This window comes from Streptomyces wuyuanensis (genome assembly GCF_900103455.1).
GTDB lineage: Bacteria > Actinomycetota > Actinomycetes > Streptomycetales > Streptomycetaceae > Streptomyces > Streptomyces wuyuanensis.
Map to the genome: position 1 here is coordinate 183,931 of NZ_FNHI01000010.1, position 14,031 is coordinate 197,961.

Below are 14,031 nucleotides of genomic sequence, written 5' to 3' on the forward strand. Positions count from 1 at the left end.
CCCGAGCCCTCCCGACATCGTGCTGTAAGTGACCGCGAGATCACAAGGAGTAATTTTTCAGATACTGATAGAGAAGGCGAATGAACTGAGCAGACTGCCCACACCACTGCGTAGTTGTTCGACCGCCGGAATCAAACGATCTTCCTGGTGGAGCGGCAGGGAAATCGCCATCGCGCCGGCCGCGGAGCCCACGGTGACGGGAATAGCCGCACAGACCGTTCCCAGGGCATATTCCTGCCGCTCGATCACCGGCTGCATCTGCCCCATCGCCCCGAGCCGTTCCAGCAGACTTCCCCGATTGCGCACCGTATAGGGCGTGATCCGGTCCACCGGGTGACGGTCCAGGTGATCCTTGCGAGCCCGCTCGTCGAGCTGGCCGAGCAGGCACTGGCCCAGAGCGTGCGCATGCCCCGTCTCCCGGAAATCCGCCCATTCGTCCACCGCGGGTGCGTACGGAGTGTCGGCCACGGCGACGAGTTCGATCTCTTCCTCCCGATAGAGGGCGAAATAGACCGGTACGCCGATGGAATCCCGCCAGTGCGCCAGGGACTCCTCGATCTTGGTGCGACGATTCTGCATCGCGCCGCCCATCGCGAGCCGCACCGCGGCCTCGCCGAAGACGAACACGCCCTTCTCGCGCCGCAGATAGCCCTCGTGCGCAAGGGTCCGCAGCAGGTGGTAGGCGGTGGGAAGAGGCAGGCCCGCCTCACGTGCGAGCTGCTTGGCCGGGGCGCCGTCGATGTGTGAGGCGACGGCCTCCATGAGTCTCAGCGCCCGTTGCACCGAGCCGATCAGGGTAGGAGCGGGCGAGGTGGTGGTGGGCGCAGAACTGTTAGCCAATGCCGTGGCCAAAGGTCACCCCCAGGCATGGTGACGGGCGGACCGCCCGCGCGCGGGGGCCGCCCCCGCACGCCCGCCGCGCTCCCCGAGGGCTGGGCTGCTCCTGAGACCGAATTCGGGAACTGCCCAGGGAGTCGCAAGAACCGCTGCTCGCGGTGGTCATCGACCGGGAATTCCCGGGGGGGACGGCGGAGGACTGCCACTCTAATGGCAGGCCCCGACGGGCCGGGGGGATCACCTGCGCCATTCCCTCGCGCGGGCTAACGGGCGTACGTACCTGCCGATTTCCGCCCCGCGATGTCCGTCGTCCCGCGCTCCCCGCGCGCCCCCGGCGCACTCACGCCGGCCGGTGGTGCTGCCCCTACCAGTCGCCCTTCGAGGACGACGAGCTCATGAACTTCCGCACGACGTACACCAGTCCGCCCACGATCGCCACGAAGAACAGGACCTTGAAGAGCAGCAAGATCACAAAGCCGATGAGATTCGCGATCATCCCGCCGAAGACGACAAGGGCGATCAGGGGGATGGCGACCCACTTCACCCACCAGGGCATCCCCTTCAGTATCTCCCGCACCGCCATCGTCCTACCTCGCTTCCGTGAGTTCTCCTGCTGTCGATGCTAGAGGCCGGAGCGTGGTCCGCGCGGCGCCCGCGTCCCCCGAAGTCCCCTGAGCCGTCCCCTAGGGAGACCGGGCCGGCGGGTCAGCTCTCGGGCGGGGAGAAGACGACGAGCACCCGGAGATCCTCGCTGATGTGGTGGAACTTGTGGGCCACTCCGGCGGGGACGTAGACGACACTGCCCCGCCCCACCTGGGTCGTCTCCATGCCGACGGTGATCGAGGCCCGGCCGCTGACGACGAGGTAGACCTCGTCCTGCCGGTGCGGCTGCTGCGGGTCCAGCTCCCCCGCGTCCAGTGCGTACAGCCCGACCGACATGTTCCTTTCGCGCAGGAACTGCAGATACGCACCGTCGTTGGCGGCACGCTCCGCCTCGAGTTCGTCCAGCCGGAATGCCTTCATCGTCCGTCCGCCCCTGCCATCGGTCCGATCACGTCTGCCACGATCAGACACATGAAGAATTTCCTCGTCAAGACGATCGCGAACGCCGGGGCCCTCGCCGTGGCGATCTGGCTGGTCCAGGACATCACACTCACCGGCGACAACACCGCGAAGAAGACCGTCACCCTGATCATCGTGGCCCTGCTCTTCGGCCTGGTGAACTTCTTCGTGAAGCCGATAGTCAAGCTGCTGACGCTTCCCCTCTTCATCCTCACGCTCGGCCTGATCACGCTGGTGGTCAACGCCCTGATGCTGCTGCTGACCTCCTGGCTCGCCGATGTCCTGGACCTGAACTTCCATGTGGAGGGCTTCTGGACGGCAGTGCTCGGCGGGTTGATCATCTCGATCGTGTCGTGGGCGCTGAACGTGGTGCTCCCCGACGGCAAGGACTGAACGCACGATGCCCTTCTCCGTCTGTTTCGTCTGCACCGGCAACATCTGCCGGTCGCCGATGGCCGAGTCCGTGTTCCGGGCCCGCCTGGAGGACGCCGGACTCGACGGCCTCGTCGTCGTGGACAGCGCCGGCACGGGAGGCTGGCACGAAGGCGACGGCGCCGATCCCCGCACGGTCACCGTCCTGCGGAACCACGGCTACGCGTCCGGTCACGCCGCCCGGCAGTTCCGCGCCTCGTGGTTCTCCCGGCTGGACCTGGTCATCGCTCTCGACGAAGGCCATCTGCGTGAGCTGCGCGGGCTGGCGCCGACCGCAGCGGACGCCTCGAAGGTGCGGCTGCTGCGCTCGTACGACCCGACCGCCGGTGACGACCTCGACGTCCCCGACCCGTACTACGGCGGAATGGACGGTTTCGAGGAATGCCTGGACATGGTGGAGGCCGCGAGCGAGGGACTGCTCGCCGCGGTGCGCGACGCGGTGGAGGAGAAGGCGGCATGAGCACGGGTGAGGGAACGAGGGCCGTACGGGCCGGTCTGCCGGAGCCGCAGAAGTACGAACCCACGCTGCCGGGGCCGGTCTTCGCGGCCCACTACCATCTGCCCGGCGAACCGACGGGACCGTACACCTACGGGCGGGACTCCAATCCCACCTGGACGCTGCTGGAGCAGGCCGTCGGGGAACTGGAGGCACCGGGGGAGACCGGGGTCGAGACCGTCGTCTTCGCCTCGGGCATGGCCGCCGTCTCCGCCGTCCTGCTGTCGCAGGTCCGGGCGGGCGACGCGGTGGTGCTGCCGGACGACGGCTACCAGGCGCTGCCCCTGGTGCGGGAGCAGTTGGAGGAGTACGGGGTCGAGGTGCGGACCGCGCCGACCGGCGGCGACGCCCAGCTCGCCGAGCTGGACGGGGCCAAACTGCTGTGGATCGAGACGCCCTCCAACCCGGGGCTCGACGTGTGCGACGTGCGACGGCTCGCGGACGCCGCACACGCCGGCGGCGCCCTGGTCGCGGTCGACAACACGCTCGCGACGCCGCTCGGCCAGCGCCCGCTCGCCCTCGGCGCGGACTTCGCGGTCGCCAGCGGCACCAAGGGCCTGACGGGCCATGGCGACCTGCTGCTCGGATACGTGGTGTGCCGGACCGCCGAACTGGCCGCCCGGGTCCGGCACTGGCGCAAGGTCGTGGGCGCGATCCCGGGCCCCATGGAGGCCTGGCTGGCCCATCGCTCGCTGGCCACGCTCCAGCTGCGGTCCGACCGGCAGTGTGCGAACGCCCTCGCCCTGGCCCGGGCGCTGGCCGCGCGGGCGGAGGTGACCGGACTGCGCTATCCCGGACTGCCCGAGGACCCCTCGCACAAGATCGCCTCGGAGCAGATGCGCCGGTTCGGCTCGGTGGTCTCCTTCGACCTGCCCGGCCGCGAGCACGCCGAGCGCTTCCTGGCGGAGGCACGTCTCGTCGACGACGCCACCAGCTTCGGCAGCGTGCGCTCCAGCGCCGAACGCAGGGGCCGCTGGGGCGGCGACGCCGTCTCCGAGGGCTTCATCCGCTTCTCGGCGGGCGTGGAGGACACGGACGACCTCGTCGCGGACGTGCTGCGGGCACTGGACGCGGCGGCGGACTGAGGCGCGGTGCACACCGGCGGCGGGTCCCCTGCCGCGGACACCGGCCGGAGGGCGTCCGGGCGGGCGCGAAGGACGGTCCGAGCCTCCCCCCTCATGGCTCGGACCGTCCCCCATCCGCACGCGGTTCCCAGGCCGGTGACACATGGCACCACGCACACTCCGCGCGTAGCGCCGCGTGCGGCGCCCTGGACCGGAAACCGCTCGAACAAGGCTAGTTGACTCTGCGTCAGTGTCCAATCACAGGAGCGACAGAGACCTATCGACTTATTTATAGTTGGACGATGGATCTGGCCCTGCTGCGCACGTTCGTCACGGTGCACCGGGCCGGCTCGTTCACCCGCGCCGCCGCGCTGCTCGGTCTCTCACAGCCCGCGGTGACGAGCCAGATACGGACCCTGGAACGGCAGCTGGGGCGACCGCTCTTCCTCCGTCAGGCGCGCGGAGTCACCCCGACGACCGTCGGCGACGAGCTGGCCCACCGGGCCGCCCCGCACCTCGACGCGCTCGTCGAGATCGTGGAGGCGGGTCTGGACGAGGAGTCCGGCGTACGTACCCTCCACCTCGCCGGGCCGCCCGAGTTCACCTCCGCGAGGGTGCTGCCCGCCTTGGCCCCACTGGTCTCGCAGGGCCTGGCGCTGCGGACGTCGTTCACGGGGAACGCCGAGGAGACGCTCGAGGGGCTGGCGGCCGGGCACCACGACCTCGCCGTGACCACGGCCCGGCCTCGGGGCGGCCTGCTCGCCCAGACCCCGCTCTGCGACGAGGAGCACGTCCTGGTCGCCTCACCGCGCTGGGCTGCCCGACTGGAGGACGGAGCTCTGCTGCGCAAGGGCGCCGTCGTGCTGGAACAGCTGCCGGTGATCGAGGTCCACGAGTCCCTGCCGTTCGTCTCCCGCTACTGGGCCTCGGTGTTCGACAGCCGCCCGCCCGCCGCGGCCGCCGTCATCGCACCCGATCTGCGGGCGGCGCTGGAGTCGGCCGCCGCCGGGGCCGGACTCGCCGTGCTGCCCCGCTACCTCTGCCTGGGCGCCCTGGAGGACGGCCGGCTGGTGGCCCTGCTCGAACCCCCCGTCCCACCACTGCGCACGTACTTCCTCGTCGTCCGGACCGGCACGCTCGCACTGCCGCACATCGCGCGTGCGCACGAGGAACTGTTGCTCGCCGCGGCCGCCTGGTGACGGCAGGCGACAGCGGGGTGGAGTGGAGTTTCAGAACGGGTGTCGTGGGCCACTCTCTGACCATGACCGAACGGCCAGTGGTCAAGCGCACCGCACGCGCCATCCTGCTCGACGGCGACGACCTCGTCCTGATCAAGCGCACCAAGCCGGGCATGGATCCGTACTGGATCACTCCGGGCGGCGGGGTCGAGCCCGGGGACGCGACCGTCGTAGAGGCCCTCCACCGGGAGGTGGACGAGGAACTCGGCGCCAAGATCGTCGATGTGGTGCCCTGCTTCGTGGACACCGTCGAGCACATCATCGACGGCGGCGTCTCGGGTGTGAAGGTGCAGCACTTCTTCGTCTGCCGTCTGGTGGCCATGGACGAGTCCCGGCGGCACGGCCCCGAAGTGGATGAGCCCTGCGGCGAGTACGAGATCGTCCGGGTGCCCTTCAACCGCGTCGGGATCGCCGCCGTGCATCTCGTTCCGCTCTCCCTGCGGCACTACCTGGACGGCAACATCGAGGGGGTCCGGGCGATGCACGCACCCGATCTGGGCTGAGCACGGGATCTCCCGGTCCGTGTGTTCATCGCCCGCCCGGCGTGCACGCACGCGCGGGAGTCGGCCGCGCCCTGCCTAGTCGGCCGCCGCCACGAGTTCCTCGAGCGAGTCGTGGCGGATGCGCTCCGACGGGATGCCGACGCCCCTGAGGGTGTCCACTCCGCTGCGGATCATCCCGACCGGGCCGGAGAGGAAGGCGTCGTACTCGTTCCAGGGCCCGTACTCGAGCACCGCGTCGGGCAGTTGTGTCCTTCCGTCCACGATGGGCCGCACCTGGAGCCACGGATGACTCTGCTGGAGCCGCAGCATGGTGTCGATGTCGTAGAGGTCGTGATCGCTGCGCGCTCCGTAGAACACCTCCACCGGACGACGCTCACCGTGCTCGGCGACGTCCTCCACCAACGCCTTGATCGGCGCGATTCCGGTACCGCCGCCCAGGCAGAGCATGCCGTTGTCGGTGGTGTGGTCGACGACCATCGATCCCGCCGGCGGGCCGAGGCGGAGCACGTCGCCGGGCCGTGCGTGGTGGACCAGGGCGTTGGAGACCCAGCCTGCCGGGACGGCCTTCACATGGAACGAGAGCAGTCCGTCGGACCGGGGCGCTCCCGCGAAGGAGTAGTGCCGCCAGATCCTCGGCCACCACGGGGTCTCCAGACTCGTGTACTGGCCGGCCAGGAACGGGTACGGCTGGTCGGGGCGCACCGTGACCACCGCGATGTCCGGGGTTCTCAGGTCATGGGACACCACCTCGGCGTGCCACCAGGCGGGCGCGTGCCGCTCGTTCTCCGCGGCCGAGTCGATCATTATCTGGGAGATGGTCGTGTACGTGCGGACCCAGGCGGCTTCGGTCTCCTCGTTCCAGGTCGTCGTCGCATAGCGGGTCAGTGCTCCGATGAGCGCCTCGCCGACGGCCGGGTAGTGCGCGGGCTGGGTGCCGTACTTCCGGTGGCCACGGCCGAGATGCTCGAGGTAGTCGACCAGGACGGGCGTGTTGTCCATGTGCTCGGCGGCGGTGAGCAGCGCCTTCAGGAGCCGGTCGCGCTGGGTGTCCATGGCGGCCGGGAAGAGGGACCGCAGATCGGGATGGCGGACGAACAGCAACGCGTAGAAGTAGGAGGTGACCTTGTCGGCGACCGGGGCGATCTCCTCCATGGTGCGCCGGATGAGGACAGCGTCGGGGGACGCCTTCTGGTCGGAGACTCCGGGGAACAGACCGGAGCCGGGCCTGCCGGCACCGGCGGCCGGGTCGGGCCCGTGATGCGGGGCGCCACCCCCGTGGGGCGGGCCGGCCTGGTGCGCGTGGGGAGACGGAGCGCTCTGGTGAGGCGCGGCGCCGCCGTAGGGGTGGGCGCCGTGCTGGGGCGCGGCTGTGTGCTGCGGCGGGGCAGCGTGGTGGGGCGCGGCGTTCCCATAGGTGGAAGGGGCACCGTAGGCGCCACCGCTGCCGTACGGGGCGGAGGGCGGCGCAGGCGTCTCACGCGGCGCCGCGGCCGGCGGCACCTGGGGCCCGGGGGTGGTACGCGTCTGCGGGACGGTGACCCCGCGCGACGGGGTTCCGGCCGCACGCTCGGCACCCGTGCCGACGGGGCGGATCGAGGCGACCGGTCGGCTGGGGGTGGCTATTCGCCCGTCTTCCGCGGCCGGTTCGGTTCCCTCGTGGGCGGAGCCCTCGGCGCCGGAAGGCCGGCCTTCGGCAGGCTGCTTCCGAGGGGTGAACCAGCCTCCCCCGCCCTTCGCGCCGTTGTCGCCGGAGGTCCCGTTGTCGGCCGACGTGGTGGTCGGAGCGTCCATTGTGTGCCTCGCCTCGAACATCTCTGGTCGGTCTGCGCACTTCCGCTGGTCCGGAAGGCGCCTCGATTTCCCCGCTCTGTTCTCAATGACTCGTGCCCGCCCACATTAGCCTTCGCGATTATGGGATTCGGGCGAGTGGGACCGGATGGTGACGTTGCCCGCAGCGCTCGTCGTCGCAGCATGCCAGCTCCAGCACGGCGGCGGACAAAGAGCGGAAAGTCCGGGTATCCCCACCCGCTTTCCCGTTAGGCTGCATCGCACCCGTGTCCGTCTACGCGGCCGGGACTCGGGTCTCGGTGGATATGTCCCCGTACCCGGAACCGACAATGGAATCGCACCAGTTCGCAGGCCTCCAGCAGATCGCGTCCCCGTCCGGTGTGGTGTGGCGAGCCCGGACAGATGATGGTCCGCATTCATCGCCTCCGCAACGGTCACCACGGCAAAGATCTGCGTATCGGGCACCGAATCGGGAGGAACGTCCGGGCCGTTCGGCAACCGTCCCGATCTCTGCACAGAGCCCCTTCGTGACCTTCACCTCTTGGCAGCACGGAAATGCAGGACGGGTCGACCGGCTCCATGAACGGAACGGCCCAGGGACATGGACCCGAAGGCCTGCGTGCTCCGGATCGTCGAAGTCCTCCCGAAGGAATCGCGCTTCGCCGTGCACGCCGGAAGTACACGCGCCTACTCCCCTCGTCAGACGCGAAGCCGGTCCGGCCCCGGCACCGTGTTTCACGTGAAACCACTCAAACGCCCCGCTCGGCGGGCCTTCCTCGTCGTCCATGCATCGGCTTCAGCGGGCTGGCTCGGGCTGTCGCTCGGTCTGCTGGGGCTGAGCGTCACCGCGCTGGTCTCCGGATCACCGGCCGCTACAGAAGCCTCGTACCGTTCGATGGCCGTCTTCGCGAACTGGCTGATGATTCCCGTCGCTCTGCTCACCTTCGGCAGCGGACTGGTCCTCTCCCTGGGAACACCCTGGGGCCTGGCTCGCTATCGCTGGGTCTGGACCAAGTTCTGGCTGACCCTGGCGACCACCGGGCTCACCGCGTTCTCGCTCCGCCCCGGCGTGAATGCCGCGGCCGACCAGGCTGCGGCGGGGCTGCCAGTGGCAGATGGCGCAGGCCTCCTGGCCGCCCCGGTCGTCTCGCTGTGCACATACGTCTTCATGACCGCGATCTCCCTACTCAAACCGTGGGGCATGACGCGTCGGGGCCGGCGCCTGCGGAGCCCGGCCACTTCCCCGAAAGGGGTGGACGGAAGATCACTGCGTCAGACAGCCTGACCTCATGTCAACTCCGCTCACCGAGCTCCCCGTCCGGCGTCTGACCCCTGCGGATCTGCAGTCCTGCGCGAATCTCTCCGAGGACCGGGGATGGCCGCGCGAGGAACACAAATGGGGTCTGCTGCTCGCCGCGGGCACGGGGTACGGCATCGACGACCCCGATGGCAAGGGTCTCGTCGCAGGATGCGTGGTGACCTCGTACGGCCCGGGCCTCGCCGCCCTCGGCATGGTGCTCGTGGCCGAGCGGTACGCCCGGCAGGGCATCGGGCGTCGTCTGATGCGGTACGTGCTCGGCGAAGCAGGCGAGACTCCCCTGACGCTGCATGCCACGCCGAACGGGCAGCCACTGTACGAAGAGCTGGGCTTCACCCATGTCGGTCGCGCCGAGATGGTCCGGGGCCGCTTCCGCCCCTCGGGTCCGGCACCCCGGTCGGTTACCCGGCCGGCCACGGCGGAGGACCTCCAGGCGATCCTGCGTCTGGACGCCGAGGTGTTCGGCGTGGACCGCACACACATCCTCGCCCGGCTGCCCGCCTTCGCCGACCAGTTGAGGATCGCGGAGGCCGATGGTGTTCTGACGGGGTACGCGGCCGCCTGGCCGAACATGGATACCCACGTCGTCGGCCCTCTGATCGCACGTGACACGGACACGGCGAAGTCTCTGATCACCTCGCTCGCCACGGGAACGGAACGTCCGCTGCGTACGGACATCGATGTGCGGCACGAGGAGCTGCTCACATGGCTGAAGGCGAGCGGCCTCGAGCCGATCGCCTTCAATGCCGTGATGCTCCGCGGAGCTCCCGCCCTCCCGGGCGACTGGGCCCGCCGCTTCGCGCCCCTGACGGTCGCGGCGGGCTGAGCCCGGGGCAGGCCCACCGCCGAGGGGCGCCGGAGGGGCCGCCTCAGCGGGCGAGCGCCTCCAGTGCCGCGGCCGCGAACCCGTGATCCTGCTCGGGGGCGCCTCCGCCGATGCCGATCGCACCGATGAGGCGACCGTCCCGACGTACCGGAACGCCACCCGCAATGAAGAGGAGCGGACGGTCCAGGGCCGTCGGCAGGGTGTGGAAGGGGCCGCCGGGCTGGACGGCGTCCACGAGGTCCCCGGTGGGCGCATTGAGCTGGAGTGCCGTGTAGGCCTTGCGGGTGCTGGTCTCGCCGGCGATGAGTACGGCGCGGTCGTCACGGCGGAAAGCCAGCAGATGGCCCCCCGCGTCGAGGACCGTGATCGCGACGGTCACGTCGGCGGCCTCGGCCGCCGCGCGGGCAGCCGCGACGAGAGTCTCGGCGTCCTCGGTGGTCAGCGAGGCGACGGCGGTGGTGACTGCGGTGGCGGTCATGGAGATCTCCTGGTGCTTTCTGTCGGAAGCTGAGGGCGTGGCGGAGTTGCGGGCGCGGGCCGAGGGCAGCCCAGGGGGCTGCCGTGGTCATCACGGACGTGACGTCAGTGGCGGCCTGTGGCGATCGGAACCGGCTCGGAGGCGGCCGATCCCGCGATCACCCGGCTGGCCCTGCGTCCGTCCCGGCGCTCGAGGGCGCTGGAGAGCACCGCCAGGACCAGCGCCGAACCGGCGAGCAGCGCGCCCACCCAGTTCGGAGCGGTGAAGCCGAGACCGGCCGCGATGACGATGCCGCCCAGCCAGGCGGCGAGCGCGTTGCCGAGGTTGAAGGCGCCGATGTTGACGGCCGAGGCCAGAGTGGGCGCTCCCGACGCCTGGTCGAGGACGCGCTTCTGGAGCGGCGGGACGGTGGCGAAGCCCAGCCCACCCACGAGCGCGATGGTCACGGCCGCCGCGATCTTGTTCTGCGCGGTGAAGGTGAACAGTGCCAGCACCATGGCCAGGGATCCGAGCGAGACGTACAGCAGCGGCATCAGCGCGCGATCGGCGAACTTCCCACCGATCAGGTTGCCGCCGACCATGCCCAGGCCGAAGAGAACGAGCAGCCAGGTCACGGAGCCATCGGCGAAGCCTGCGACCTCGGTCATCATCGGCGTGATGTAGGTGATCGCGGCGAAGACGCCGCCGAAGCCGAGCACCGTCATCGCCATGGCCAGCAACACCTGCACATTGCGGAAGGCGGCCATCTCGTGTCGCAGCCGTACCCCTTCGGGCCTGGGCTGCTCCGGAACCAGCTTGGCGACGCCCGCGAGTCCCAGTACGCCGAGTCCGGCCACGATCAGGAACGTGGCTCGCCAGCCGATGCTCTGGCCGATGAAGGTGCCCAACGGGACGCCGACGACATTCGCGACGGTCAGGCCGGTGAACATCATCGCGATCGCACCGGCCTTCTTCTCCGGAGCCACCAGGTCGGCCGCGACGACCGAGCCGATGCCGAAGAAGGCTCCGTGAGCGAGCGAGGCCACCACACGGCCGGCGAGCATGACGCCGAAGACGGGAGCGACGGCCGAGAGCACGTTGCCCACGATGAAGAGGCCCATCAGCAGCATCAGCATCCGCTTGCGGGACATCTTGGTGCCGAGGACGGTCATCAGAGGTGCCCCCAGGACCACTCCGAGGGCATACCCGGTCACGAGGAAGCCGGCGGTGGGTATCGAGACCTGGTAGTCGTTCGCGACCTCGGGCAGCAAGCCCATGATCACGAACTCGGTGGTTCCGATACCGAATGCCCCGATGGCGAGGGCGAGGAGGGCGAGCGGCATGGGGTGGTCACCTTCTCAAACGATTGCACTTGCGCCTTACAAGCGTCGACAATAATTGCAGACGCATTTAATTGCAAGCGCGGGCTATTGCATCAGTCGTCTACTCTTGGAGTCGCGCCACTCCGCAGGGGTCGAGGCCCCGGCCCGCAGACACTCCTGGACGGAACGGAGGAGAGATCGATGACAGCGACGGACCCGGCACTCACCGCACTCGCCCAGAGCTGGTGCGCACTCTCCCTGCTGCACGGCAGGATCGAGAGCCACATCGAGCGGGCCCTCCAGTCGCATCACGATCTGAGCGTGCGCGAGTACTCGCTGCTGGACGTGCTCAGCCGTCAGCACAGCGGCCCGGGCGGCCACCTCCAGATGAAGCAGGTCGCCGACGCCGTGGTGCTCAGCCAGAGCGCCACCACCCGCCTCGTCACCCGGCTCGAGGACCGTGGGCTGCTCAGCCGCTACCTGTGCGACACGGACCGCCGCGGTATCTACACCGACGTCACCGAGGCCGGACTCGAACTGCTCGCGTCGGCCCGGCCGACGAACGACCGTGCACTGCGTGAGGCGCTCGACGAAGCGGCGAAGGACCCAGAGCTGGCTCCGCTCGTCCGGGCGGTCGAAGAGCTGAAGATTCCCGCATCCACGGTTGCGGCCCCTGCCGGCGCCTCCGTGTGACGAACCGCCCCTGCGCGTGGTGATCGGCGGCGCATAGGGTGCGGATCATGAGCGATCTGCGGATACGGCCCGCCTCCCCCTCCGACATCCCCGCGATCGTGGCGATGCTCGCCGACGATCCGCTGGGAGCGCAGCGCGAGTCGCTCGACGACCCGACCCCCTACCTGGCTGCGTTCGCACGACTCGCAGAAGACCCGAACCAGCACCTCGTGGTCGCCGACCGTGACGGCCGTACCGTCGGCACCCTGCAGCTCACCATCATTCCGGGGCTGTCCCGCCGCGGCGCCACCCGCTCGATCATCGAAGCGGTGCGGATCCATGCCGACGAGCGGGGCAGCGGGCTCGGCACCCAGCTCATCGAGTGGGCGGTCGAGGAGTCACGGCGACAAGGCTGCCGCCTGGTCCAGTTGACGTCCGACGTTTCCCGCACCGACGCCCACCGCTTCTACGAGCGCCTGGGGTTCGAGGCATCGCACCTGGGCTTCAAGCTGGTGCTCTGACACCTTGACCGGACCCGGCCGGCAACGGGGTTTCACGTGAAACGGCCACTCCGGCCGGGACGGAAGGTCCCGACCAGGGGCATGTGGAAGCCGCTCGTCAGCTGGACAGACCCCGCCAGCCTCCCTCGTCCACGCCACCGGGCACCTCGGCAGCCGGGTCGTACGGATCCCTGGTGAAGACGAAGGAGCCCAGGTCGAGATGGATCAACCCGCCGTCCGGACGGCGCACCACGCGCAGGGTTTCGCCCGCGAAGTACCCGTCCAGCCCGGTCCATGTCCCGTTCTGGCCGGCGCGGAACCGCGAGCCCCGGCCGTTGCCCGACAAGGGGTACAACTCGACGCCGCACTCCGCGACGAGCTTCAGCCCGAAGGCTGAGGTTCCCCAGTACCAGGCGCCCGTCAGCTCCAGCAGCGCCTCGTCCACCACCGGCATAGGGCGCCAAGGCTCCGGGAACCGAGGCTCCGCCTCCACAACGATGTGGACGAGATCCGCCGCCGCGGCCGCCGGAAGCGGACCCGATGTCGCATTGGCGAGCACCACCGCGGCCACGCCCTCCTCCGCGTCCGCCCAGAGGCAGGCGACGAATCCCGGCAACGACCCTGTGTGGCCGATGAGCGTACGCCCGTTCCTTCGGACGATCTGAAGGCCGAGTCCGTAGGTGCTGTCCCAGTCCCCGGCTTCCGCCGGGGCGGACGCCGTCCGCATCTCGCGTACGGAACCCGGGCCCAGCACCCGTTCATCGCCTTCGACGAGGAATCCGGCGAACCGGCAGAGGTCCGCGGCGGTCGACCAGAGCTGACCCGCCGGGGCCATCAGTCCCAGGTCCTGGGCCGGTTCGGACATCAACGCATCCGCCCACGGGTGCACCGCCCATCCGCTCGCATGAGGCTGCTGGGGGTCGCAGCTCGTACGGCGCATACCCAGCGGCTCAAGGAGCTCACATCGCAGTACCTCCTCCCACGGCTTCCCCCGAACCGCCTCGATCAGTGAACCCAGCAGCGTGTAACCGGTGTTGGAGTAGTGGTGGCGCCGACCGGCCGGGTGCACCACTGGCCGCTCACCGAGCACATCGGCCAGTTCCGGGCGAAGCGATCCGGGCGGGCGCTCCCACCACGGGGCCGGACTCTCGGCCGCAAGACCCGCACTGTGGGAGAGGAGTTGGGCAATGGTCGCCTCCCCCACGCCCGTTCCCGGCAGGTACTTGTCGAGCGGATCGTTCAGATCGAGCAGTCCTTCGTCCCGCAGCCTCAGGACGAGCACGGCGGTGAACGTCTTGGTGAGGGAACCGATGCGGTACTGGGTGTCCGCGTCCGGCGCGTCTTCCTCGGTACAACTGCGGGCGCCGCTCCACACGGGACGTCCGTCCCTGGCGACCGCCCCGACGAGAGACGGGGCGCGCCCCTCGGACTGTGCGACGGCGACACGGTGCAGCAGGGCGCGCTCGGTGCTGGGCAGCAGCGCTTCGAAAGGTGAGGTCATGGACCAGATCTATCC

Annotated in this window: 16 protein-coding genes; 9 read left to right on the forward strand and 7 right to left on the reverse strand. The window is 69.7% G+C overall.

The annotated features are described in order from the left end of the window. Positions 1–57: 57 nt before the first annotated feature. The 3 genes from BLT82_RS16770 to BLT82_RS16780 form a co-directional block, all read right to left on the reverse strand. Positions 58–762, reverse strand: a complete 705-nt coding sequence (locus BLT82_RS16770) for an IclR family transcriptional regulator (protein WP_244292013.1) — start codon at positions 760–762, stop codon at positions 58–60. Between the two features lie 439 nt (positions 763–1,201). Then, on the reverse strand, positions 1,202–1,414 hold the full coding sequence (locus BLT82_RS16775; protein ID WP_093655700.1) for a DUF5326 family protein: 213 nt from the start codon (positions 1,412–1,414) through the stop codon (positions 1,202–1,204). 128 nt (positions 1,415–1,542) lie between these two features. Beyond that, a complete protein-coding gene (locus BLT82_RS16780; RefSeq protein ID WP_093655548.1) occupies positions 1,543–1,860 on the reverse strand; it encodes a cupin domain-containing protein in 318 nt (105 codons plus the stop codon). A gap of 51 nt (positions 1,861–1,911) precedes the next feature. Here BLT82_RS16780 and BLT82_RS16785 point away from each other — a divergent pair, with 51 nt between their 5' ends. The 5 genes from BLT82_RS16785 (at position 1,912) to BLT82_RS16805 (ending at position 5,632) form a co-directional block, all read left to right on the forward strand. Continuing rightward, positions 1,912–2,292, forward strand: a complete 381-nt coding sequence (locus tag BLT82_RS16785; RefSeq protein ID WP_093655550.1) for a phage holin family protein — start codon at positions 1,912–1,914, stop codon at positions 2,290–2,292. A gap of 7 nt (positions 2,293–2,299) precedes the next feature. Continuing rightward, a complete protein-coding gene (locus BLT82_RS16790; RefSeq protein ID WP_093655552.1) occupies positions 2,300–2,791 on the forward strand; it encodes a low molecular weight protein-tyrosine-phosphatase in 492 nt (163 codons plus the stop codon). Beyond that, the gene (locus BLT82_RS16795) at positions 2,788–3,912 is read left to right on the forward strand and encodes a cystathionine gamma-lyase (RefSeq protein ID WP_093655554.1); all 1,125 of its coding nucleotides are present in this window, start codon (positions 2,788–2,790) and stop codon (positions 3,910–3,912) included. The genes BLT82_RS16790 and BLT82_RS16795 overlap by 4 nt, the downstream gene beginning before the upstream one ends. A 281-nt stretch (positions 3,913–4,193) precedes the next feature. Continuing rightward, the gene (locus BLT82_RS16800) at positions 4,194–5,090 is read left to right on the forward strand and encodes a LysR family transcriptional regulator (protein ID WP_093655556.1); all 897 of its coding nucleotides are present in this window, start codon (positions 4,194–4,196) and stop codon (positions 5,088–5,090) included. Between the two features lie 62 nt (positions 5,091–5,152). Further along, positions 5,153–5,632, forward strand: coding sequence for an NUDIX domain-containing protein (locus BLT82_RS16805; RefSeq protein WP_093655702.1), 480 nt, complete (start codon positions 5,153–5,155; stop codon positions 5,630–5,632). 75 nt (positions 5,633–5,707) lie between these two features. On the opposite strand, the gene BLT82_RS16810 is transcribed toward BLT82_RS16805, so the two are convergent. Further along, entirely contained in the window at positions 5,708–7,423 is a 1,716-nt protein-coding gene (locus BLT82_RS16810) for a globin domain-containing protein (protein WP_093655559.1), read from the reverse strand. A 736-nt stretch (positions 7,424–8,159) separates the two neighbouring features. Here BLT82_RS16810 and BLT82_RS16815 point away from each other — a divergent pair. Both BLT82_RS16815 and BLT82_RS16820 read left to right on the forward strand, forming a co-directional pair. Next, positions 8,160–8,705, forward strand: a complete 546-nt coding sequence (locus tag BLT82_RS16815; RefSeq protein ID WP_208867934.1) for a DUF2269 domain-containing protein — start codon at positions 8,160–8,162, stop codon at positions 8,703–8,705. Between the two features lie 4 nt (positions 8,706–8,709). Further along, positions 8,710–9,564, forward strand: a complete 855-nt coding sequence (locus tag BLT82_RS16820; RefSeq protein WP_093655560.1) for a GNAT family N-acetyltransferase — start codon at positions 8,710–8,712, stop codon at positions 9,562–9,564. A 43-nt stretch (positions 9,565–9,607) separates the two neighbouring features. On the opposite strand, the gene BLT82_RS16825 is transcribed toward BLT82_RS16820, so the two are convergent. Then, positions 9,608–10,042 carry a GlcG/HbpS family heme-binding protein gene (locus BLT82_RS16825; RefSeq protein WP_093655563.1) on the reverse strand — a complete coding sequence of 145 codons (435 nt, stop codon included), beginning with the start codon at positions 10,040–10,042 and terminating at the stop codon, positions 9,608–9,610. Positions 10,043–10,146: 104 nt separating this feature from the next. Beyond that, entirely contained in the window at positions 10,147–11,364 is a 1,218-nt protein-coding gene (locus BLT82_RS16830) for an MFS transporter (RefSeq protein WP_093655565.1), read from the reverse strand. 180 nt (positions 11,365–11,544) lie between these two features. Between BLT82_RS16830 and BLT82_RS16835 the strand changes: the two genes are divergently transcribed. After that, positions 11,545–12,036, forward strand: coding sequence for a MarR family winged helix-turn-helix transcriptional regulator (locus BLT82_RS16835; protein WP_093655567.1), 492 nt, complete (start codon positions 11,545–11,547; stop codon positions 12,034–12,036). 47 nt (positions 12,037–12,083) lie between these two features. Further along, a complete protein-coding gene (locus tag BLT82_RS16840) occupies positions 12,084–12,536 on the forward strand; it encodes a GNAT family N-acetyltransferase (RefSeq protein ID WP_093655706.1) in 453 nt (150 codons plus the stop codon). A gap of 97 nt (positions 12,537–12,633) precedes the next feature. Here BLT82_RS16840 and BLT82_RS16845 read toward each other — a convergent pair whose 3' ends face one another. After that, the gene (locus BLT82_RS16845; protein ID WP_093655569.1) at positions 12,634–14,016 is read right to left on the reverse strand and encodes a serine hydrolase domain-containing protein; all 1,383 of its coding nucleotides are present in this window, start codon (positions 14,014–14,016) and stop codon (positions 12,634–12,636) included. Positions 14,017–14,031 lie beyond the last annotated feature (15 nt).

Excerpts from the sequence above, each read along its gene's own strand:
- BLT82_RS16820 (WP_093655560.1), top strand. The coding sequence starts at position 8,710 with ATGTCAACTCCGCTCACCGAGCTCCCCGTCCGGCGTCTGACCCCTGCG.
- BLT82_RS16830 (WP_093655565.1), bottom strand. The coding sequence starts at position 11,364 with ATGCCGCTCGCCCTCCTCGCCCTCGCCATCGGGGCATTCGGTATCGGA.
- BLT82_RS16795 (WP_093655554.1), top strand. The coding sequence starts at position 2,788 with ATGAGCACGGGTGAGGGAACGAGGGCCGTACGGGCCGGTCTGCCGGAG.
- BLT82_RS16835 (WP_093655567.1), top strand. The coding sequence starts at position 11,545 with ATGACAGCGACGGACCCGGCACTCACCGCACTCGCCCAGAGCTGGTGC.
- BLT82_RS16805 (WP_093655702.1), top strand. The coding sequence starts at position 5,153 with ATGACCGAACGGCCAGTGGTCAAGCGCACCGCACGCGCCATCCTGCTC.
- BLT82_RS16810 (WP_093655559.1), bottom strand. The coding sequence starts at position 7,423 with ATGGACGCTCCGACCACCACGTCGGCCGACAACGGGACCTCCGGCGAC.
- BLT82_RS16840 (WP_093655706.1), top strand. The coding sequence starts at position 12,084 with ATGAGCGATCTGCGGATACGGCCCGCCTCCCCCTCCGACATCCCCGCG.
- BLT82_RS16800 (WP_093655556.1), top strand. The coding sequence starts at position 4,194 with ATGGATCTGGCCCTGCTGCGCACGTTCGTCACGGTGCACCGGGCCGGC.
- BLT82_RS16770 (WP_244292013.1), bottom strand. The coding sequence starts at position 762 with ATGGAGGCCGTCGCCTCACACATCGACGGCGCCCCGGCCAAGCAGCTC.
- BLT82_RS16825 (WP_093655563.1), bottom strand. The coding sequence starts at position 10,042 with ATGACCGCCACCGCAGTCACCACCGCCGTCGCCTCGCTGACCACCGAG.
- BLT82_RS16845 (WP_093655569.1), bottom strand. The coding sequence starts at position 14,016 with ATGACCTCACCTTTCGAAGCGCTGCTGCCCAGCACCGAGCGCGCCCTG.
- BLT82_RS16790 (WP_093655552.1), top strand. The coding sequence starts at position 2,300 with ATGCCCTTCTCCGTCTGTTTCGTCTGCACCGGCAACATCTGCCGGTCG.
- BLT82_RS16785 (WP_093655550.1), top strand. The coding sequence starts at position 1,912 with ATGAAGAATTTCCTCGTCAAGACGATCGCGAACGCCGGGGCCCTCGCC.
- BLT82_RS16780 (WP_093655548.1), bottom strand. The coding sequence starts at position 1,860 with ATGAAGGCATTCCGGCTGGACGAACTCGAGGCGGAGCGTGCCGCCAAC.